The organism is Mesorhizobium sp. M0676 (genome assembly GCF_040320535.1).
Classification (GTDB): domain Bacteria; phylum Pseudomonadota; class Alphaproteobacteria; order Rhizobiales; family Rhizobiaceae; genus Mesorhizobium.
Genome location: NZ_JAMYPU010000015.1, coordinates 128,659 through 148,178 on the forward strand (window position 1 = coordinate 128,659; position 19,520 = coordinate 148,178).

At 63.1% G+C, this 19,520-nt stretch carries 17 protein-coding genes; 10 read left to right on the forward strand and 7 right to left on the reverse strand.

Annotation, left to right across the window (positions count from 1 at the left end):
• Nucleotides 1-5: 5 nt before the first annotated feature.
• Nucleotides 6-1,208, reverse strand: coding sequence for an aromatic ring-hydroxylating oxygenase subunit alpha (locus NKI35_RS18415; protein WP_352741186.1), 1,203 nt, complete (start codon nt 1,206-1,208; stop codon nt 6-8).
• 503 nt (nt 1,209-1,711) lie between these two features.
• On the opposite strand from NKI35_RS18415, the gene NKI35_RS18420 reads away from it, so the two are divergent.
• Nucleotides 1,712-2,092 carry a hypothetical protein gene (locus NKI35_RS18420; protein WP_352741187.1) on the forward strand — a complete coding sequence of 127 codons (381 nt, stop codon included), beginning with the start codon at nt 1,712-1,714 and terminating at the stop codon, nt 2,090-2,092.
• A gap of 231 nt (nt 2,093-2,323) precedes the next feature.
• Here NKI35_RS18420 and NKI35_RS18425 read toward each other — a convergent pair whose 3' ends face one another.
• A complete protein-coding gene (locus NKI35_RS18425) occupies nt 2,324-4,414 on the reverse strand; it encodes a hybrid sensor histidine kinase/response regulator (protein WP_023670065.1) in 2,091 nt (696 codons plus the stop codon).
• A gap of 223 nt (nt 4,415-4,637) precedes the next feature.
• The gene (locus NKI35_RS18430) at nt 4,638-5,366 is read right to left on the reverse strand and encodes a response regulator (protein ID WP_352741188.1); all 729 of its coding nucleotides are present in this window, start codon (nt 5,364-5,366) and stop codon (nt 4,638-4,640) included.
• A 94-nt stretch (nt 5,367-5,460) separates the two neighbouring features.
• Here NKI35_RS18430 and NKI35_RS18435 point away from each other — a divergent pair, with 94 nt between their 5' ends.
• Nucleotides 5,461-6,165 (forward strand): response regulator transcription factor, encoded by a 705-nt coding sequence (locus tag NKI35_RS18435; protein ID WP_352741189.1) that lies wholly within the window; start codon nt 5,461-5,463, stop codon nt 6,163-6,165.
• Between the two features lie 71 nt (nt 6,166-6,236).
• Here NKI35_RS18435 and NKI35_RS18440 read toward each other — a convergent pair whose 3' ends face one another.
• The gene (locus NKI35_RS18440; RefSeq protein ID WP_023670062.1) at nt 6,237-6,407 is read right to left on the reverse strand and encodes a hypothetical protein; all 171 of its coding nucleotides are present in this window, start codon (nt 6,405-6,407) and stop codon (nt 6,237-6,239) included.
• Between the two features lie 33 nt (nt 6,408-6,440).
• A complete protein-coding gene (locus NKI35_RS18445) occupies nt 6,441-6,773 on the reverse strand; it encodes a hypothetical protein (RefSeq protein WP_023670061.1) in 333 nt (110 codons plus the stop codon).
• A gap of 330 nt (nt 6,774-7,103) precedes the next feature.
• On the opposite strand from NKI35_RS18445, the gene NKI35_RS18450 reads away from it, so the two are divergent.
• Complete coding sequence (locus NKI35_RS18450) at nt 7,104-7,565, forward strand: L,D-transpeptidase (RefSeq protein ID WP_023670060.1); 462 nt, start codon at nt 7,104-7,106, stop codon at nt 7,563-7,565.
• Between the two features lie 165 nt (nt 7,566-7,730).
• On the opposite strand, the gene NKI35_RS18455 is transcribed toward NKI35_RS18450, so the two are convergent.
• Nucleotides 7,731-10,814 (reverse strand): efflux RND transporter permease subunit, encoded by a 3,084-nt coding sequence (locus tag NKI35_RS18455; RefSeq protein WP_352741190.1) that lies wholly within the window; start codon nt 10,812-10,814, stop codon nt 7,731-7,733.
• Entirely contained in the window at nt 10,811-12,115 is a 1,305-nt protein-coding gene (locus NKI35_RS18460) for an efflux RND transporter periplasmic adaptor subunit (protein ID WP_023670058.1), read from the reverse strand. The genes NKI35_RS18455 and NKI35_RS18460 overlap by 4 nt, the downstream gene beginning before the upstream one ends.
• 149 nt (nt 12,116-12,264) lie before the next feature.
• On the opposite strand from NKI35_RS18460, the gene NKI35_RS18465 reads away from it, so the two are divergent.
• The 7 genes from NKI35_RS18465 to NKI35_RS18495 form a co-directional block, all read left to right on the forward strand.
• Entirely contained in the window at nt 12,265-12,801 is a 537-nt protein-coding gene (locus tag NKI35_RS18465; RefSeq protein WP_352741191.1) for a TetR/AcrR family transcriptional regulator, read from the forward strand.
• A 333-nt stretch (nt 12,802-13,134) separates the two neighbouring features.
• Entirely contained in the window at nt 13,135-13,923 is a 789-nt protein-coding gene (locus NKI35_RS18470) for a 3-hydroxybutyrate dehydrogenase (RefSeq protein WP_352741192.1), read from the forward strand.
• Between the two features lie 140 nt (nt 13,924-14,063).
• Entirely contained in the window at nt 14,064-14,882 is an 819-nt protein-coding gene (locus NKI35_RS18475; RefSeq protein ID WP_352741193.1) for a chromate resistance protein ChrB domain-containing protein, read from the forward strand.
• Nucleotides 14,879-16,270 (forward strand): chromate efflux transporter, encoded by a 1,392-nt coding sequence (chrA, locus tag NKI35_RS18480; RefSeq protein ID WP_352741194.1) that lies wholly within the window; start codon nt 14,879-14,881, stop codon nt 16,268-16,270. Before NKI35_RS18475 ends, chrA begins: the two co-directional genes overlap by 4 nt.
• 237 nt (nt 16,271-16,507) lie before the next feature.
• Nucleotides 16,508-17,494, forward strand: coding sequence for a methyltransferase (locus NKI35_RS18485; RefSeq protein ID WP_352741195.1), 987 nt, complete (start codon nt 16,508-16,510; stop codon nt 17,492-17,494).
• 377 nt (nt 17,495-17,871) lie between these two features.
• Nucleotides 17,872-19,077: a pilus assembly protein TadG-related protein gene (locus NKI35_RS18490; RefSeq protein WP_502897150.1), complete on the forward strand. Its 1,206-nt coding sequence runs from the start codon at nt 17,872-17,874 to the stop codon at nt 19,075-19,077.
• 19 nt (nt 19,078-19,096) lie between these two features.
• Nucleotides 19,097-19,520, forward strand: a 424-nt coding sequence (locus NKI35_RS18495) for a TadE/TadG family type IV pilus assembly protein (RefSeq protein ID WP_352741197.1), incomplete at its 3' end; no start/stop codon positions are given.

The window sequence follows — 19,520 nt, forward strand, 5'->3', positions numbered from 1 at the left end:
CGCCCCTACACCTGCGAGCGCATAGCCTCATTGAGGTTCCACATGTCCTTCTCCTCCGGCGCCGTCTCCAGGCCCAGCACCGGGATCTGCTTGCGCAGATGGTCGTGGTGGGTGCGCACACCGTATTCGAGGTCGGAGAGATAAAAACCCTCGAAGGCCTCCGAGATCATGGACTCGTTTGACCAGACGGAAAGCTGCACGTCCTCGTTCATGGTATCGCGGTCGATGCGGTAGGCGAGATAGCGGGCGGCCGCCTGTTCCCGGGTCTCGTCGGGGGAGCGGTAGATGGCGCCGCGCAGCAGCGTCTCGCCGGTCGACAGCGGGAACTCCTGATAGAACTGCACCGATTCCGGCATGATCGACAGCGCGTTGTTGGGGAAGATGCCGTAATAGATCCAGGCCCTGCGCAGATGCTCCGGCAGGTGTGAGGCATCGGGCGTGAGCTTGATGTATTCGCGCACGCTCCAGCGCCGGCCGGCATGCGGATTGTAGGTGGCAAACGAGCGCGACACGCCGTTGATGAACGGCTCGTCGAAATAGGTCGAGCCGTAGAGATCCTGCAGCGCCGGATGCGCCATGGCGACGTGGTAGCCTTCATTGTCGACGTCGCGCACCGACTTCCAGTTGACCGGCGTTTTCTGTGTCCAGATGCCCCAGGACGGCACCATCTCGGCCACGTTGTAGTGTGCCATCTCGGCCTCGATCGGCTTCAACAGTTCGGCCACCGAAGGCTGCGGGCCGCCCTTGCGAAAGCGGACAAAGATGAAGCCCATCCATATCTCAAGGTCGAGCGGCATCAGGCCGAATTCGGTCTTGTCGAGCTCGGGGAAGGAGCGCGGCCGGGCGGCGCCGCGCAGCGTGCCGTCGAGATTGTAGACCCAGCCATGGAACGGGCAGACCAGCGCGTTCTTGCAGGTGCCCTGGCTGTCGGCGACGACGCGGCTGCCGCGATGCCGGCACATGTTGTTGAAGGCGCGCACGACGCCGTCCTTGCCGCGCACGATGAGCGCCCGCTCGCCGACCACGTCCATAGTCAGATAGTCGCCGGCATTCGGCACGTCGCAGACATGGCCGGCGATCTGCCAATGGTTGCGGAAGACGTATTCCTTCTCAAGTTCGAGAAGCGCGTCGGAGTGATAACTCCAGCCCGGCAGACCCCGCCGGTCCCAATCATTGGGGATCGCCACGTCACGGAGATGCGGGTTCATAAAAAAGCTCTTCTTTTATTGAATACTCATTCAATAAAACCATATTTTACATTGAAATGCAATGGCTTGTAGAAATCACAACTTTTCAAGTCGGCACAACAGGACCAGCTGAAAGCCAGAAAATCCCGGAATATCCGGGCGTTAACCGGGGGCGTGAAATAGCTGTCCGGCATGCGGATTTGGCCGTGCCGAGCTTGCAAACACGGCCCGCTCCGAGACGAAAATACCTGGCGTCCGCAAATTCGATCCGCAGTGTGAGCTTGTTCATAGTGCGGCCGACAGGAAGCGGGCTTGGTGCGTTCGCGGCCCGCCTGTCGTCAACATTTGATTGCCCGCATGAAACAGCTTCGCAAACGCATCTTGCCGTCGGCACATGACCGGATCTGTCCGGATATGCCCGAATTTCTTGTTTCAAACCTGTTACGCGGGCAAGCCAAGCGCATCATTCGCCCGTTACCAGGCGCGCTTAGGTTCGTTTCATAAGAAAATGAAGGGGAGCAGCAATGCATACGAAAGTCGAGATCACCAGCAACGAACGACGCGCCAAACTGGCACTGCGTCAGCGCGCCAGCGACCATCCGGTTGCGATGTTCTCCATGCTGGGCGCCTGCGCTCTGGCCGTCATGTTGCTGACACCGGCTTCCGGTCCGGCTTTTGCTTCGCTCAACCCGCCGGCCAATGTTGTCCAGGGCGCGCCGACCACCATCAAGACCGCCCGGCTGCCGGAGCCGGAAATCGATTTTGCCTGCCAGGGTCAGGCCTGGGGCGCCGAGAGCGCGGAGTGCCTGCGCGTCATCGCCGCCCAGTCCGGCGTGCACAAGGCGCGTTCCGTCCGCATGATCGCCAACGCAGCGCCGCTGACCACGACACCCAACGTTTTCTGAACCTCCCGAGCGCTTCCTCCCGCGCTCGTTCTTGGCTCCCGCCGCTTCCCTCGGTCGGGAGCCTCTTTTTTGGCCTATCGATATTCGGGTGAGGCCGGCCTGCGCATGGAGGTTCCCTGCGCTTCCGGTGCTCGCGTACTTCAAGTACGCTCCGCTCCGGTTCTCGGGAACCACCATTCTCGACTCGGCCTGACCCGAATCGATAGACCCTACGTGGGTGCTTCCGAAAACTTAGCCGGCGGCGGCGACTTGGTCGGCTATTGCCGAGAGTACGCCGCGGACGTCCAGCGTCGAGAACGGCTTTTCCAGGATTTGCGGGCGCTGCGGCGCCGGCAAGGCTTCGATCTCGGCCTTGGCGCCGATCAGGTCGCCGGTGACCAGCACGAAGCGTTTGGCCAGCGCCAGGTTGTCGGCGAGCAATTCGCGGTAGATGGCAATGCCGCTGGTGCCGGGCATGCGCAAGTCGGAAAAGACGATGTCTGGCGGCATGTGGCCGGTCAAGGTCGCCGCCGCCGACGTCCAGGCCGGCACGACCCGCGACTTGATACCCATCAGTTCCAGGATGTCGGAGAGGGAGCCGGCGACGTCGGGTTCGTCGTCGATGATCAGCGCATGGCGCAAGCCGCTGGAACGAGCCGGGCTGTCGCCGGCTGCTGCCGCGCCGCCGGTGATTACCGGCAGCTGGACGACGAAGCGCGCGCCACGCGGCAGCACCTCCTCGAACCAGATATTGCCGTTGTGGCGCTCGACGATCGATTTCGAGATCGACAGGCCGATGCCGGTGCCGACGCCGACCGGCTTGGTGGTGAAATAGGATTCGAAGATGCGGCTGCGGATCGCCTCGGGAATGCCCGGTCCGTTGTCCTCGACCGAAAACCCGGGGTTGCCGCGATCGCTGCGGAATGTCCGCACCTTGATCAGGCGGTCGCCGCCGATACCGGCCAGAGCGTGTTGGCTGTTGATCAGGAAATTGGCGGCCACCTGCGTGACGTGGTCGGCATCGGCCATCGCCAGCAGCGGGCCGGGCGCGAAATCGGTGTCGATGATGATGCCGCTCGAGCGTGCGCCATAGGCGGTTACTTCGAGTGCGGCGCGGATCACCTGGTTGAGATCGGTCTCGGCCTGCGCCGCCGGATGCAGGCGCACCATCGACAGGAAGCTTTTGACGATGCGGCCGCAGCGCTCGGCAGCGGCGCGCACTTTCTCGGCGCGAACCTTGGTCTGCGGGTCGGTGGCGAATTCATGCAGCAGCGTCGACTGCGCAACGACCACGGCGAGCGGGTTGTTGAGCTCGTGCGAAACACCGGCCAGCAGTGAACCCATCGCCGCCATCTTCTCGTTCTGGTGCAGTTTTTCGCGCTGGCGGTTGATCTCTTCTTCGGCGCGCAGCTTATCGCGCAGATCGCGGATCGAACCGAAGATGAGCTGACGGTCAGCCACCCGCATCTCGGTCGCCGTCAATTCGATGGGAAACACCTCGCCGGCCGCATTCTGTGTCACGGTCTCAAGCCGTTGGCCAACCATCGGCGCGCCGCGGCCAGACATGTATTCGGCGCCCGAGACATAGCCCTTGCGGTAATATTCCGGCACCACGGTATCGAGCAGGTCCTTGCCGAGGATGTCGCTGCGCTGATAGCCGAACATCTTTTCGGCGGCCGGATTGAATTCGATGATCGAGCCGGTCTCGTCGATGACGATGATGGCGTCGAGCGACGCCTGCAGCATGGTGCGGCGGATGACTTCGCTAGCATGGGCGTCGGACGGCGAGTGCTCGATGGCGTCGCCGATGGCGAGCGCGATGATGTGCATCGTCGCCTCTTCCTCTTCGGTCCATTCGCGCTCGTTTAGGCAGTCGTTGACCGCGAACGTGCCCCACAGATGACCGTGCGCGAACACCGATACCGACAGGAACGACTTGATGTGCTGCTTTTCGAAATCGGCCCTGAGGAACCCGTCGAGATCGCGCGTATGGCCGGCGAAGATCTTGCCTTGCCGCTCGTCCTCTCCAATCCGCTCCAGCAGCGGATCGGTATCGACGATCGACTGCATGATCACCGTCGGCGAAGCCAGTTCGCCGCCGAAGCGAGGATCGATCCAGTAGGCGGCGACCGATTGGGCGAAGCCCTGGCCGGGCAATTCGCGCAGCCTGAACAGGATGCCGCGCTGGCAATTCATGGCGCTGCAGAGCGTTTCGAGGATGGTTTCCATCTCGCGCTGCCAGTCGCCGGCATCGCGCAACCGGCGGACGACGCGCACAGCCGCCATCGCGGCGCTCTGGCGAGCGCCTTGCGGGTCCATGCGTGGTGCTGGTTCAGCGGTCATGTCAGCCATCAGTAAAGGGCCGTCGAATTAGGCAGCTATGGAGCATTTCACGAAAAAGGTGAAACGCTCCATGTTTCAATGCAATCCCGAACGGAAAATCGCTACGCACTGTTCCTGGAATTGCTAAAGCGCTTCACCGTTTCACGGAAACGGAGAAGCCTCTATCTCTTTGTTTTCACACAATTCCGGGCGGAAAACCGCGTACACTTTTCCTGTAATTGCGCTAGTGCCCGTCACCGGTCGGCAGCGAGAAGATATAGCCTTCGCCGCGCACTGTGCGCAAAAATTTCGGATTGGCCGGATCGGTTTCGATCTTCTTGCGCAGCCGCATGATGCGAATGTCGACGGCGCGCGACGATTCAGGATCCTCGACAAAACCAATCGCCTCGGAGATCGCCGATCGCGTCAACAGCCGGTTGGCGCGGGTCAGGAAAACCTCCAGCACATCGAACTCGCTCTTGGCCATGTCGATGACGGCGCCGTTGGCGCCGGTGACAAGCCTGCCGTCGAGGTCGGCCTGGAACGGGCCGAAGGTCAGGCGGCGGCCGCCATCGGCTTGTGTCTTCGCCGCCTGGGGCGGGCTCGGCTGCGGAACGCGGCGCAGCACGCTGCGCACACGAGCCAGCACCTCACGCAACTCGTAGGGCTTGACGATGTAGTCGTCGGCGCCAAGCTCCAGCCCGACAATGCGGTCGAGTGCGGTGCCGGCGGCCGTGGCATAGATGATGCCGACCGGTATTTTCGAGCGCAGCCAGCGGCCGAGCGACAGTCCGTCCTCGCCCGGCATGGCGATGTCGAGAATGGCCAAATGAAACGATTCCGTCTCCAGCAAGGCGCGCGCCTCGGCCGCGCTTCCGGCCTGGGTCACATCGTAGCCGTTGGCGCCGAGATACTCGGCGACCGCGTCCCGGAGATCGGGCTCGTCCTCGACGATGACAATCCGTGCCTGCACTATGGCCTCGCTCCCGCTTTCAGCGGAAAGTAGATTGGGTATAAACATGATGTCCAGCACTCATATCCGGTTGCGGGGGAACGGGAAGAAAAACATGGCTGCACGATCCGTCATCGCGCTGGTTTCCGTCGCCGATATGGTGGCCGGCGATCTTGCCGATCATCTCGACCGGCGCGGCCATGACGTGCGCGAGGCGCGGCAGCCCTGGGAAGCTGAATCCCTGCTTTCGGCCGGAGGCATCGATATCGTCATCGTCGGCGACAGCCTCAGCCAGGCGGAGGGGCGGGACCTGCTCAGGCGTTATGGCGGCGGCCAGAGCGCGGACGGGAAGGCGGCGCCGGATTTCATCCTGATCTGCCGGCCGGCCGATCTGGTCGACAAGGTGCTGGCCCTCGAGCTTGGCGCCGCAGATGTCGTCGAAAGTCCGCTCAATGTCAGGGAGCTTGCCGCGCGCATCGGCGGCCTGCTGACGCGGCGCGGCAGGTCCGCCCAGGAACTGATCGTGCTGGAAAATGCCACCGTCGATTTGCGGTCGGCCATCGTCATGCACCGTTCGGGTACGGAAGAACAGCTGTCGCCGGGCCAGGTGGCGCTGCTCAGGCTGTTTCTGGCCAGCCCGCGCAAGGTGCTGACGCGCGACGACATCATTGCGGCGGCGCCCGCCGAAAATGCCGATGCCTTCGACCGCTCGATCGATTCGCGCATCGTGCGGCTGCGCCGCAAGCTCGACACCGAAACCATCACAACTATACGCGGCGCAGGCTACCGGTTCGACCCGCCGACGCAGCGCGCCGACTGAGGGTTGGGAGGCTGGATTGTTCCTCGGCTCGCCCAAAAAAGCTGCGCAATCTTGGACGCCATGCATAGGCGTCAGCGCACCACCAGAAGCGATGGTCCCGACGGCAATTCGCTGGCGACTACGATTTCGCTGGCGGCATGCGCGCGGTCCTTCAGAAGAACCGTGGCGAGACCGGCAAAGCCGAGCAGGCCTTGTGCATAGAGCAGTACCGAAAGCACGGAGGCTGCAGATTTCGTCTTCATCGGTTGTCCTCAAAAATCAGAACCGCGGGTGCTTCAGGATAAACCCGAAGTGCCCGCGTCGCCCACGGAGCCCCCCGTTGCGACGCGGGCCTTCGGTCCTCTCGGCAGCAAGTTGCCGGAGGGGCCGCGCATCCACTTCAACCCGAGGCCGACCCGCCAGAGGGCCCTGAGACGGTTGATGCGCAGACTGGAGACAATCCAGACCAAGGCTATGAACAGCGCGGCATGCAGCGTCGAAATCTCACCCGAATTCATCACCGCCAGTTTCGTCATCGGGGTGCCGGCTACTGTGCCGATGCCGCCGACGACAAATGCGGCGATGCTTATCCTGAAGAGCCAGGACAGGGTTGTCGATTTGATGCTCATTTTTCGTTGGCGCCGGCTGTTCTCGTTGGGATGACTTTGCCGTGAGCCTGTAACCAGATCATGCCGCCCGGGCCGCGCTTTGTTGCAAGTCGGTTTCGAGCGAAGCCAATCTTCTTTCATATAAGGACATCAGCACTTTCGTTTGGGGGGCGGTGCGTGTCGGGAGTGCGCAGCGAAGACGGGAGCACGCTCCTTGTCCACCTTGCTTGTTAACCAGAGGAAACAGATTCGAAACACAAACGAGCCTCAGCGAAGTCAGTCTGAAACATGGCGCAGTGGATAAGGCGGCCACCGAATTGACGCCGGCAGGACCGGCAAAGAGGAGCCATCATGTACAAAGCCATTTCCGCCAAACTCATCAACGTCACCGCCGCAGCCGGCGGCGCCGCGCTTCTGCTTGGCGCCGCCAACAGCACCGCCCATGCCGCGGCAAACCAGATCGTGGCGCGTGTTTCGCTGTCGCAGCAGACCATGGAAGTGCTGGTCGATGGCCGGCCGACTTTCGCCTGGAAGGTCTCGACCGGCGACAGTGCGCATGTCACGCCGACCGGCTCGTTCAAGCCGACCCGCATGCACGAGATGTGGCATTCGAAGAAATACGACAACGCGCCGATGCCGCATTCGGTCTTCTTCAGCGGCGGCTACGCCGTGCATGCGACCAACGCCATCAAGCGGCTGGGACGCCCGGCGTCGCATGGCTGCGTGCGGCTGCATCCCGACAATGCCGCCGACTTCTACCAGTTGGTCGAAACCTTCGGCCCGACCAACACCAGCATCGTCATCGTCAAGTAGCAGACTGCGTTTGGAGCGATGGTGCAGCGCAGCCGGACAGGTCATGCCACACCGCAAGTTCCCGCCTTGGAGCTCCATCGGGGCTTCGCGGTAAATCAATCCAGTCAAAAAAGAGGCCGGGATTTTCCGGCCTCTTTTCGTTTGTTCGCTGACGCCGTTCGCAGCTCAGTCCGCGTGCACCGGCATCAGCTTCGGGTCTGGCTTTTCGGCGTGGTGCGGCAGGTCCTTGCTGGCGATGAAGGTGTAGAACATCGGCACCACGAACAGGGTGAACATGGTTCCGACCAGGATGCCGGTGAAGATCACGAGGCCCATCGAATAGCGCGCCGCCGCACCAGCACCACTGGACACGATTAGCGGCACGACGCCGAGCGCCATCGCCGCTGTCGTCATCAGGATCGGCCGCAAGCGCACCTTGGCCGAGGCGACGATCGCATCGCGCCGCCTCATGCCATGCAACTCGCGCTGCTGGTTGGCGAACTCGACCAGAAGAATGCCGTGCTTGGTGATCAGACCTATCAGTGTGATCAGGCCGACCTGCGTGTAGATATTGAGCGTTCCAAGCCCCAGATTGAGCGGCACGATGGCGCCAAAGATCGACAGTGGCACCGCCATCATGATGATCAGCGGGTCGCGGAAGCTTTCGAACTGCGCCGCCAGCACCAGATAGATGACGATTACGGCGGCTGCGAACGCGATAAGGATCGTGTTGCCCTGCTCCTTTTCCTGCCGGGACTGGCCGGAATAATCGATGAAGAAGGTATCGGGCAGGCTCTCCTTGGCAAGGGTCTCCAGGGTCTGCAGCCCGTCGCCCGTGGTGACGCCGGGAAGCGGCAGCGCTGATATCGTCGCCGAGTTCAGCTGGTTGAACTGCTCGATCGCGGCCGGCGCGGCGTTGGTCGAAATCTTCACTACCGCTGAAAGCGGCACCATTTCGCCGGTCACGCTACGAACGAAATATTCGCCGAGCTTCTCGGGATTGTCGCGGAATTCCTTCGGCACCTGCGGGATGATGTCGTAGCTGTTGGAGTCGCGGTCGAACTGAGCCACTTCGGCGCCGCCGACCAGCAGCGTCAGCGTCTGGCCGATGTCGGCGATCGGCAGGTTGAGAGCCGCCGCGCGGTCGCGGTCGATGGTCACCGTCACCTGCGGAGCGTCAAAGGACATCGAGTTTTGCACGACGATGAAGCGGCCGGAGGCCTGCGCCTTGTTCTTAATCTGCTCGGCCGCCTCGTAGACCTCGGCGGAACCACCGGTCGAGCGCACCACCATGGAGATCGGCAGGCCGCCGCCGGAGCCCGGCAGCGTCGGCGGCGCGAAGACGAAGGCCTCGACGCCGGCCACCTTGCCGAGGCGTCCCTGGATATCGGCTTGAAGCTCCTTTGAGTTGCGCTGGCGCTCGGCCCAATCCTTGAAGGCGAAGCCGACAAAGGCGCCGTTGGTGGCGCCGCCAAAGGCAACGGCAGAGAATTGCGCCCTGGTTTCGGGAATGTCCTTCACCAGGCCGAGGATCTGGTTGACGTAGGTCTCGGTGTAGTCCGAGGTCGCGTAGCGCGGTGCCGTCACGATCGACAACAGGAAGCCCTGGTCCTCTTCCGGCGCCAGTTCGCTCGAGGTCTTGGTGAACATGAAGCCGGTGAGCGCAACCAGCGCCACGACCATCAGCAGCGTCACCGGTCGATTTCTCAAGGAGGCGGTGACCGCCCGCTCATAGACATGCTCGACACGGCTGAAGGTTCCGTCGACGACGCGCTGGAAGCGACTGTGCGATCCCGCCTTGAGCAGACGCGCCGCCATCATCGGCGTGATGGTGACGGCTATGAGGCCGGACAGCACCACCGAACCGGCGAGCGTCACCGCGAACTCGCGGAACAGCGCACCGGTCAGGCCGCCGGTGAAGGCCAGCGGCGCGAACACGGCGGCGAGCGTGATGGTCATGGCCACGATGGCGGAGAAAATCTCGCGCATGCCGTTGAAGGCCGCCTGCATCGGCGACATGTGGTCCTCCTCCATGTGGCGATGGATGTTCTCCACCACCACGATAGCGTCGTCGACGACAAGGCCGATGGCCAGCACCATGGCCAGCAGCGACAGAAGGTTGATCGAATAGCCGACCGCAAACAAAAGGAAGCAGACTCCGACCAGCGACAGCGGGATGGTCACGATCGGCATCATCACCGAGCGGAATGAGCCGAGGAACAACAGGATGACCACGACGACGATGGCGACGGCTTCGGCGATGGTCTTGAACACTTCATCGATCGAGGCGCTGATCTGTTCGGTGGAATCGTAGACGATTTCGATGGTCATGCCTTTCGGCAGCGTCTCTTGAATCAAAGGCACGATCTTGTGGATCGCCTCCGCCGTTGTCAGCGGGTTGGCGGCCGGCGTCGGGAAGATGGCGAGGAAGGTGCCGGGCTTGCCATTGAAGCTCACCCTCGTGTGGGTGCTCTCGGCGGCAAGCTCGACTCGCGCCACGTCGCGCAAGCGCACCACCTGGCCGTCCGTCGAGCGCAGCGGAAGCTCGGCAAAGGCCTCAGGCGTCTGCAGCGTCGAGCGAACCGTGATCGAGGAGACGACATATTCGTTCTCGGTGTTGCCGGGCGCCGACAGGAAGTTGGAGTTGTTGATCGCCGCCAGCACTTCGGCGGCGGTGACGCCACGCGCAGCAAGCTTGACCGGGTCGATCCAGACCCGCATCGAATATTCCTCGGCGCCGAAGATCTGCACGTCGGCGACACCTTCGACCGTCGACATGCGGGGCCGCACGACGCGCTCGATATATTCGGTGAGCTGCTCCTTGCTCATGTTCGGATTCTGCATCGAGATGTACATCATCGCGAACTCTTGGCCGGTGCCCTTGACGATGACCGGGTCCTTGGATGCATCCGGCAAGGTGCCGCGTACGCCCTGCACCTTCGACAGGACCTCGGTGAGCGCGACATCCGGATTGGAGCCGAGCTTCATCTGGACGACCACAGTGCTCGAAGACGGCCGGCTGGACGAGGTGACGTAGTCGATGTTCTCGGTCGAGGCGACGGCCCGCGCGATCGGGGCGGAGATAAAGCCCTGGATCAGGTCGGCGCTGGCGCCGGGATAGGCGGTGGTGATGGTGATCGCCGTCTCGTCAACCTTGGGATACTGCCGGATCGACAGGTTGAAGATGCCCTGGAAACCCAGGAGCAGGATCATGCAGGCGAGGACGGTGGAGAGGACCGGCCGGCGAATGAAGATGTCGGAAAAGTTCATTGCTGAGCCTGCTGGTTAGCCGACTTGCTGGGGTCAATGGTGTTGTCGACAGCGACGGACATGCCGTTGAAGAGACGGTTCTGACCGGCGGTGACGACCTCGTCACCGGCCTTGATGCCCTCGATGATCTCGACCATGCCGTCGTTGCGGCGGCCGGGCTTCACGAACACCTGCGACAGCACGAGCGCCGGCTTTTCCGGTTCTGCCGCGGGCTTCGCGGGGTCGACAGCCGGCTTGTCCGCGGGCTTCGCCGCGGCGTCTTCGGCAGCCGGTTTCGCGTCTGCCGGCTTTGCATCTGCCGCCGGCTTTGCTGCGTCGGCCCCTGCAGCAGGCTTTTCCTCGGGTTTCGCGGCTGGGGCGCCTTCCGCCGGCTTCGCCGGAACGACGACGAAGACGAAGTCGCCATAGAGGCTCGACGTCAATGCCGTCTGCGGCAAGGACAGAATGTTTTTCTCCTGCGGCAGCTCGACGCGAACCTGGACGAACTGGCCGGGCGTCAGCTTGCCGTCAGGGTTGGCGACCTCGCCGCGGACGGACACCAGGCGGCTTGAAGCGTCGATCTTGGGATCGATGCCGCGAATGGAGCCGGCAAACGGCATGTCGGCGCCGCCGCCGGTGCCGCCGAGGCCGAGCCGCACCGCCTGGCCTATCTTGAGCAGCGGCAGCTGCTGTTCGGGTACCGAGAAATCGACCCGCATGGTGTCCAGATCCTGCAAGGTCACCACTGCGTTGCCGGGCGAGAGATATTGGCCGAGGTCGATCTTGGGGATGCCCACGGTGCCGGCGAACGGCGCCGTCAGCTGCTTCTGATCGAGCACGGCCTGCAGCTTGTTGACCTGCGCGGCGGAGGCCGATGCAGCGGCTTGAGCGGTGTCGAGCGTGGCATCCGTTCCGACGCCGCGCCGCTGCAACTCCAGCGCGCGTTCGAGCGCCGTCTTGTCGGACACGGACTGCGCCTTGGCCGCGACCAGATCCGCGCGTTCGACGGCATCGTCGAGCTGCAGCAGGACCGAATCGACCGGCACCTTCTGGTTGGCATGGAAAAGGATGTCCTTGACGATGCCGCTGGTCTCGACGGTAAGGTCGACACCGCGCACGGCGCGTACCGTGCCGATCGCCTCGACGCCCGGCGTCCAGTCGGAAGGCTTGACGACAACCGTCGATACGGTCGTCGCCGGCGGCTTCATGGTGGCGAAATACTGTTTGATAGCGTTGTCGCGGAACAGGTTGAAGCCGACAACGCCGACGCACACCAGAGCGAGCAGAAGCAGAATTGCGGTGATAGAGATGAAGCGCTTCACGAACTGTCCCCTCGGCCGGTGTCCGGCAAAATAGCCGAATAGCGGGACACTTATCGACGCCAGGTCCCGATTACAAATGACGGCGAACTTACTGTACCGTCTGGACGGTCTTGTCAATTCCGCCTAGGCTGGTGCGGGGGAAGGGATCGATGAAGACCCAAAGGGCAAATTCGCGCGACAAGATACTCGCCGCCGCCGCCGATGTCGCACGCGAGGCCGGTCCCGGCAGCCTGTCGCTTGACGCCGTCGCCAGCCGCGCCGGCGTGTCGAAAGGCGGCCTGTTATATAACTTTCCGACCAAGGCCAAACTGATGCAGGGCCTGGTGGAGAATTACCTGCGCGCGTTCGAGCTGGCGCTGGAATCGGGCCTTGTCGCCGGCGCCAGCGGCGAGAACCTGCTCGCCACCTATATCCGGCTCTCGGCGGATGATTGCGAGGAGCCGAAGCCGACGGCTTCGTGGATATTCTCGGCGATCGCCGAGGATCCGGATTTCCTGACGCCGATAAAAGCCTTCAAGTCGCAGCTGCTGCAGCGGCTGAAGAGCGAGACGCCGGACCTGAAGACGCTGCTGGTCTGCTTTCTGGCCATCGAAGGGCTGCGCAGCATGAACCTCTTCGATTCCGACGTGCTTTCCGCCGACGAACGCCGCTTGCTGGTATCGGCCCTGCTGGAGATTGCGGGATAGCTCAAGGCGTCGGGTCGAAGAAGCGATACGGGCCGGGCGGAAAGCACGGTTGGTGAGCGGCATGGCATAGGCACGCATCACGACATCGGCGATTTCAAGCTACAGCCCCCCTGATTCGTTGGATCGATGGTTCAGGAATGACTGCGCGAATGCGCGGCCGACTATGTTGCGCCGCACCATAACACTGCCGTGTCAGCCTTGAGACGGCGCTCGGCGAGGCCGGCAAAGCGCGTTTTAGGGCTGTGATGGCGCCGACATATGGTTATGGCGTTGTCATGTTGTGGCGCACAAACTATGTGCCTTTGTAGTCCTCCTAACAGTCGCGAGATCTCCATGGGTTCCCTTTCTTCGAAGAATGCGCTCGTCACCGGATCGACCAGCGGCATTGGCCTGGCCATTGCCCGCGCCCTTGCCGCCGAGGGCGCCAACGTCACGATCAACGGCCTTGGCGAAGCCGCGGCGATCGAACAGGAGCGCGCCGGCATCGAGAAGGATTTCGGCGTCCAGTGCCGCTACTCCGGCGCCAACATGATGGACGGCGCAGCGTTGACCGCCATGGTGCGCGAAGCCGAGCAGGCCTTGGGCAGCCTCGACATTCTGGTCAACAATGCCGGGATACAGCATGTCGCGCCAATCGAGGAGTTTCCCGACGACAAGTGGGAAGCCATCATCCGCATCAATCTGCTTGCCGCCTTTTACGCGATCAAGGCCGTGGTGCCCGGCATGAAGGCGCGCAAATGGGGCCGCATCATCAACACCGCGTCGGCGCATGCACTGGTCGCCTCGCCGTTCAAGTCGGCTTACGTCTCGGCCAAGCACGGCATAGCGGGTCTGACCAAGACGGTAGCGCTGGAAGTCGCGCAGGACGGCATCACCGTCAACGCCATCGCGCCCGGCTATGTCTGGACGTCACTGGTCGAAAGGCAGATCCCCGACACGATGAAGGCGCGCGGCATGACCGAGGAACAGGTCAAGCGCGACGTGCTCCTGGCGGCACAGCCGACGAAGCAATTCGTCACCGTGGAGGAGCTCGCCGCGCTGACGCTGTTTCTGTGCTCGGACTCGGCCAGGCAGATTACCGGCACGACTTTGCCGATGGATGGCGGCTGGACGGCGCAGTAGGCGCGGTCCCCCGGCGCCGCTCTTTCCTTGACAAAGACGAAGGATCAATCCAGCATAGTGACAAGGGGTTCCTTCGCGACGACCCCGTGAGGCGTCAGCCCAATGATCGCGTCCAAACTCTCACTCTGGAGGTGGACGCCATGCCGTCAACAACCGCAATCACCGTAGCGCAGCTTTCCCGCCTTGTCGGTCTGTCCGACGCGCCTGTTCTTGTCGATGTCCGCATCGACGAAGACTACGACGCCGATCCGCGGCTGCTTCCGGCCTCGTGCCGGCGCGACTTCAAGTCTGTTTCGAGCTGGGCGGCCGAGTTCACGGGGGCTCATGCTGTCGTCATCTGCCAGAAGGGGCTGAAGCTCTCGCAAGGCGTTGCCGCATGGCTGCGCCATGAGGGCATTGCTGCCGAATCCCTTGAAGGCGGCTTCGAGGCGTGGCAGGCGGCCAAGGGACTTCTGGTCAAGGCCGACAAGATACCGCCCCGCGACGACAAGGGCCGTACGGTCTGGGTGACGCGTGCCCGCCCCAAGGTCGACCGCATCGCCTGTCCCTGGCTGATCCGCCGCTTCGTCGATCCCTCGGCGGTGTTCCTGTTTGTCGAGCCGTCTGAAGTGCTGGCGGCCGCCGATCGGTTTGGGGCGGTTGCCTTCGACATCGACGACGTGTTCTGGAGCCATCGCGGCGAGCGCTGCACCTTCGACACGATGATCGAAGAGTTCGGGTTGCGGTCCGAAGCGCTCGATCGCCTTGCGCTGATCGTGCGTGCAGCCGATACGGCGCGCCTCGATCTCGTACCGCAGGCGGCCGGGTTCCTCGCTGCATCGCTCGGGCTGTCGCGCATGTTCCGCGACGATCTCGAACAGCTTAATGCCGGCATGCTGCTCTACGATGCGTTCTTCAGATGGTGCCGCGATGCCACTGACGAAACCCACAATTGGCCCAGCGCGGGCAAAGCGCCATGAGCGCCCTCGCCGCGGACGACGATGCACAGGCTACCGAGGCTCCGGTCGTCCCGACCTTCCGCCAAGCCGCGAAACTGTGGGCAAGGATCGGCCTGCTCTCCTTCGGCGGGCCGGCCGGACAGATCGCGCTGATGCACAAGGAATTGGTCGAGGATCGCCGCTGGATCGGCGAGCAGCGGTTCCTGCATGCGCTCAACTACTGCATGCTTCTGCCAGGCCCCGAGGCACAGCAGCTCGCCATCTATATCGGCTGGCTGCTGCACCGGACCGCCGGCGGCCTCGTCGCGGGCATCCTGTTCGTGCTGCCCGGTGCGTTTGTCATGCTGGGCCTCAGCATCTTCTACGTGCTTTACAATGATGCGCCTGTCATCGAGGCGCTGTTTTTCGGCATCAAGGCGGCGGTGCTGGCCGTCGTCGTCGAGGCGGTCCTCCGCATCGGCAAACGGGCGCTCAAGAACCGGGTGATGGTGGCGATCGCGGTGGCCGCGTTCCTTGCCATCTATGTCATCAGGCTGCCGTTTCCGCTGATCATCTTGGTTGCAGGGCTGACCGGCTGGATCGGCAACCGCTTGGCACCGGCGCGTTTTTCCGGAGCCGCACGCAGCAAGGACAATTTGCCCGATGTCAGGGGCGCCGTCGACGTCATGTTCGAACGCGGCGAACTCGCTCACACCAAGCCGACGAAATGGCACGCGCCGCGCACCATCGCGATCTGGCTGCCGATCTGGCTCGGGCCGGTCGTACTGATCCTGGCGCTGACCGGCCCTGCCAGTGTTTGGGCACAGCTTGGCGGCTTCTTCAGCCTGATGGCGGTGGTCACATTCGGCGGCGCCTACGCCGCGCTCTCCTATGTCGCGCAGGCAGCCGTGACCTCGTTCGGCTGGCTGGCGCCGGGTGAAATGGTCGATGGGCTTGGCCTGGCCGAGACGACGCCGGGACCATTGATCCTGGTGCTGCAATTCGTCGGCTTCGTCGCCGCCTATCGGCACGCCGGTGCGATGGGACCGCTTGTCGCCGGATCGCTCGGCGCATTGCTGACGCTCTGGGTGACGTTCGTGCCGTGCTTCTTCTGGATCTTTCTCGGTGCCCCCTACATCGAAGCGCTGCGCGGCAACAAGGCACTGTCGGCGGCGCTGAGTGCGATCACGGCGGCTGTCGTCGGCGTGGTGATGAACCTTGCGTTGTGGTTCGCACTGCATGTCGTCTTCAGCGCGGTGCACCGCGTTGGCCTGGGGATGGAGGTGCCGGTGCTGTCGTCGCTGGATTGGCGTGCCGCGCTGCTGGCGGCAGCCGCCATGGTCGCCATGCTGAAACTGAGGATCGGCATGCTGCCGACATTGGCCGGCTCGGCGCTGGCCGGACTGGCGCTGCTGGCCTTGCCTGCGTAGCGTTCGAAGGCGCGGCCAGCCATCATCACAGCCGGATTTTTGAGGTATGCCGGGGCGGCGCACAACGGTCGCGGGCGCTGGTAGGATCAGCGCCGGCCCCGGAGATACGCTTTACGTCGAACCCGATACCGCCAAGCTGAACCTGTTCGACGCGGAGAGCGGCGCGCTGGTGAACTGATTTGACGAGGTTGGCCGAGCTGTTCAAAGTCGATCCTGGATCGCACAACGGGATATGACATGGTAGATTCCGATCGGATCGACAAGCTGATCGCAGGGGTGCCCCCTGCCTTGGCGCTTCGTGCCGGGCTGGACCTTGGCATCTTCACCCGGCTCGGCGGCGATGCTGCGACTGCCGACAGCCTTGGGGCAGCGCTCAAAGTCGAGCCCGCTCGTCTGTCGCGGCTCCTCTACGCGCTCGCCAGCATCGGTCTCCTCGAGGTCGAGGATGGTGAGTTTCGCAACGGAGCCGAATCGTCGGAGTTTCTCGACGCGTCCAAGCCGACCTATCGCGGCGGCGATCATGTGCTGCTGCGCGAACTCTGGGGAGCCGACCTTTTGACCGCAGAGTCGCTGCGGCAGAACCGGCCGGCCGCGCTGCACGACTTTTCCGAAGCGGGACCAGAATCCGCAGCGGCCTTCAGCCGCATGCTCGCACCGGGAGGGGTGATTTTCGGCCGAAATCTCGCCCGCGAGCTGGACCTCTCGGCGGTCCGTTCGGTGATCGACATCGGCGGCGGCGCCGGGACCATTCTGGTCGGTCTTCGCGAGCGATGGCCGCATATTGCGGCGACATTGATGGAACTCCCGACGGTCGCGGCGGTCGCACCAGCGACCCTGTCGGAATACGGTGCCGGCGATGTGGTTGTCGAAGAAGGCGACATAACGGTCGCGCCATCGACCGGCCTGCATGACTTGGCGATCCTGAAGGCCGTCGTCCAGGTCCTGCCGCCGGACCAGGCGCGCAGTTCGATCCTGAACGCGGCGCGTTGCCTCACCCAAGGAGGCGAGATCGCAATTGCGGGGTGGGGTGTCGTCGATGACGACCGTCTCGGCCCGCCTGAGGGTGTCTTTCTCAATCTCACCTTCCTGAACCTTTACCGCGCAGGCGAATCGTACACGGAAGGTCAGTATCGCGGGTGGATGGCCGAGGCTGGGTTCCGGGATATCTCCAGGTCGCAGCTGACCGACGGCACCACGTTGTTTCGTGGGCGCCTCACGGACTGATCATGACTGGAGTGGTTGGTTTCGGGCGTGTGTGGCCCTCAGAGCCAGCCCCGGACGGATTGCACAAAGTTCCTGAGGCGGCGTGAGCCGATCTTTCCCCTTACCGGGCAGCGCGGTGTCCCCTGTCTTGTCGACAGCTTCTTCGCAGAGGGGGCATTTAAATGTCACTTGGTCGACAACAAAGTTCGCGATAGCGGCATATTTCGCATTCATCGATTCTGGGGCGGTACCTCCGACAGGATGATGCGCGGTCGCTGCAATTGCGCCTAGCACGTTCGACTACGTCGAATCGGAATGGTGTTTTTAGACATTCGTTTATCTATTCGTGGTTTCTAATACATATGGCATCCAACGCGTTCACCCGGATTTGGTTTGCTTTGGGCCGCCCAACGCGCGCCACGAACGGTAACGTTGCCGTCATCTTTGCCTTCACCTTGCCGGTCGTGGTCGGCGGCGCCGGCCTCGGTGTCGAGACATCCCTCTGGTACTACAGCAGCCTCAAGCTGCAGGCCGTCGCCGATGCCGCGGCCTATGCCGGTGCGCTCGAGAAAGTCGCGGGTTCCGATAACCCGACCATCATCGCCGCCGCCACGCAGTCCGCGACCTCGAACAATTTTGCCACGCCGGGCACGATTCAGGTCAACACGCCGCCATTGTCCGGCCCGAACACCGCGAAGAAGGCGGTAGAGGTCATCGTCAAGCAGAATCTCGATCGCTACTTCACGGCGATTTTCAACCAGGCGCCCGTTGCCGAACAGGCAAGGGCGGTGGCGCTGATCAATGATGCCTCCAAGGCTTGTGTGCTGGCGCTCAGTCCCTCGGCCTCCCAGGCTGCGCTCTTTTCCGGCAACACCACCGTCAACCTCACCGGCTGTTCGGTCATGTCGGACTCGATTGCCTCGGACGCCATAAAGACGCAGGGCTCGGCGGTGCTCAAGGCCGACTGCCTGATCACGGTCGGCGGCATGGTACTGAACAATCCAGCGACCACGGTCTGCAAGTCTAACATGACCCATGCCTTGCCGGCGGCTGATCCTTTCTCCAGCCTGGCGAAGCCGACGGCCGGCAACCCGTGCAAGAGTGTCAACGGCAACAAGACGTCGCAAACACTCCAGCCTGGCACCTACTGCAGCGGCATGGATCTCAAGGGCAATGTCACCCTGCAGCCGGGCGTCTACGTCGTGCAGGGCGGTATGAAGGTCAACGCCAACGCGGTCGTCGCCGGCAGCGGGGTAACCATCTTCATGGCGGGCAGCAACACTGTCAGCATGAACGGCAACGCCAAGGTGACGCTGAGCGCGCCGACATCCGGAACCTATTCCGGCGTGCTGTTCTACGGCGACAGGACCGGGGCCACGGCGCAGAGCACCTTCAACGGCACCGCGGCCTCGCTTTTGACCGGCGCCATCTATTTCCCCAGGCAGCAGGTCAACTACCTTGGCAACTTCTCCGGGAACGGCGGCTGCACTCAGGTCGTCGCCGACACCATCCAGTGGTCCGGCAGTACGACCATCAAGCAGGACTGCACCAGCCTCGGGATGAAGAACATTCCGGCGGCGCAATCCGTTCAGCTCGTCGAGTAGCGGGATGGGTGGGCGGACCTTGCGCATTGTCCTGGACAAATCCGGGATAGCTGCCGTCGAGTTTTCCATGTTGCTGCCCATCCTGTGCCTCGTCTGCCTCGGCATCGCCGACGGCTGGTCCTACGTAACGAGTTACCTGCAGATGCGCGCGGGCGTTAAAACCGCGGCCAATCTCGTAATGGCCGGCGCGTCCAATGACACCGGACCGCAGGCGGTCGCGCTTTCGAGCTGGAACGACAAGCCCGAGGACGCCGCGGTCGTACTGGTCCGCTCCTATTTGTGCGGCGCCACGGTCGTGGATGCGACCACCATTTGCGGCGGAACGAAGCTGCCGACCGTCTTCGTCCAGATAACGGCAACGGGCACCTGGGTGCCCCCGTTTAACTTCGGTGTCTTCCCGGACCCGCGCGCGATCAGTCATCAGCAGGTGATCCGTGTCCGCT

Excerpts from the sequence above, each read along its gene's own strand:
- NKI35_RS18435 (WP_352741189.1), top strand. The coding sequence starts at position 5,461 with ATGGCTGCACGATCCGTCATCGCGCTGGTTTCCGTCGCCGATATGGTG.
- NKI35_RS18450 (WP_023670060.1), top strand. The coding sequence starts at position 7,104 with ATGTACAAAGCCATTTCCGCCAAACTCATCAACGTCACCGCCGCAGCC.
- NKI35_RS18470 (WP_352741192.1), top strand. The coding sequence starts at position 13,135 with ATGGGTTCCCTTTCTTCGAAGAATGCGCTCGTCACCGGATCGACCAGC.
- NKI35_RS18420 (WP_352741187.1), top strand. The coding sequence starts at position 1,712 with ATGCATACGAAAGTCGAGATCACCAGCAACGAACGACGCGCCAAACTG.
- NKI35_RS18440 (WP_023670062.1), bottom strand. The coding sequence starts at position 6,407 with ATGAAGACGAAATCTGCAGCCTCCGTGCTTTCGGTACTGCTCTATGCA.
- NKI35_RS18485 (WP_352741195.1), top strand. The coding sequence starts at position 16,508 with ATGGTAGATTCCGATCGGATCGACAAGCTGATCGCAGGGGTGCCCCCT.
- NKI35_RS18455 (WP_352741190.1), bottom strand. The coding sequence starts at position 10,814 with ATGAACTTTTCCGACATCTTCATTCGCCGGCCGGTCCTCTCCACCGTC.
- NKI35_RS18475 (WP_352741193.1), top strand. The coding sequence starts at position 14,064 with ATGCCGTCAACAACCGCAATCACCGTAGCGCAGCTTTCCCGCCTTGTC.
- NKI35_RS18415 (WP_352741186.1), bottom strand. The coding sequence starts at position 1,208 with ATGAACCCGCATCTCCGTGACGTGGCGATCCCCAATGATTGGGACCGG.
- NKI35_RS18465 (WP_352741191.1), top strand. The coding sequence starts at position 12,265 with ATGAAGACCCAAAGGGCAAATTCGCGCGACAAGATACTCGCCGCCGCC.
- NKI35_RS18445 (WP_023670061.1), bottom strand. The coding sequence starts at position 6,773 with ATGAGCATCAAATCGACAACCCTGTCCTGGCTCTTCAGGATAAGCATC.
- chrA (WP_352741194.1), top strand. The coding sequence starts at position 14,879 with ATGAGCGCCCTCGCCGCGGACGACGATGCACAGGCTACCGAGGCTCCG.
- NKI35_RS18425 (WP_023670065.1), bottom strand. The coding sequence starts at position 4,414 with ATGACCGCTGAACCAGCACCACGCATGGACCCGCAAGGCGCTCGCCAG.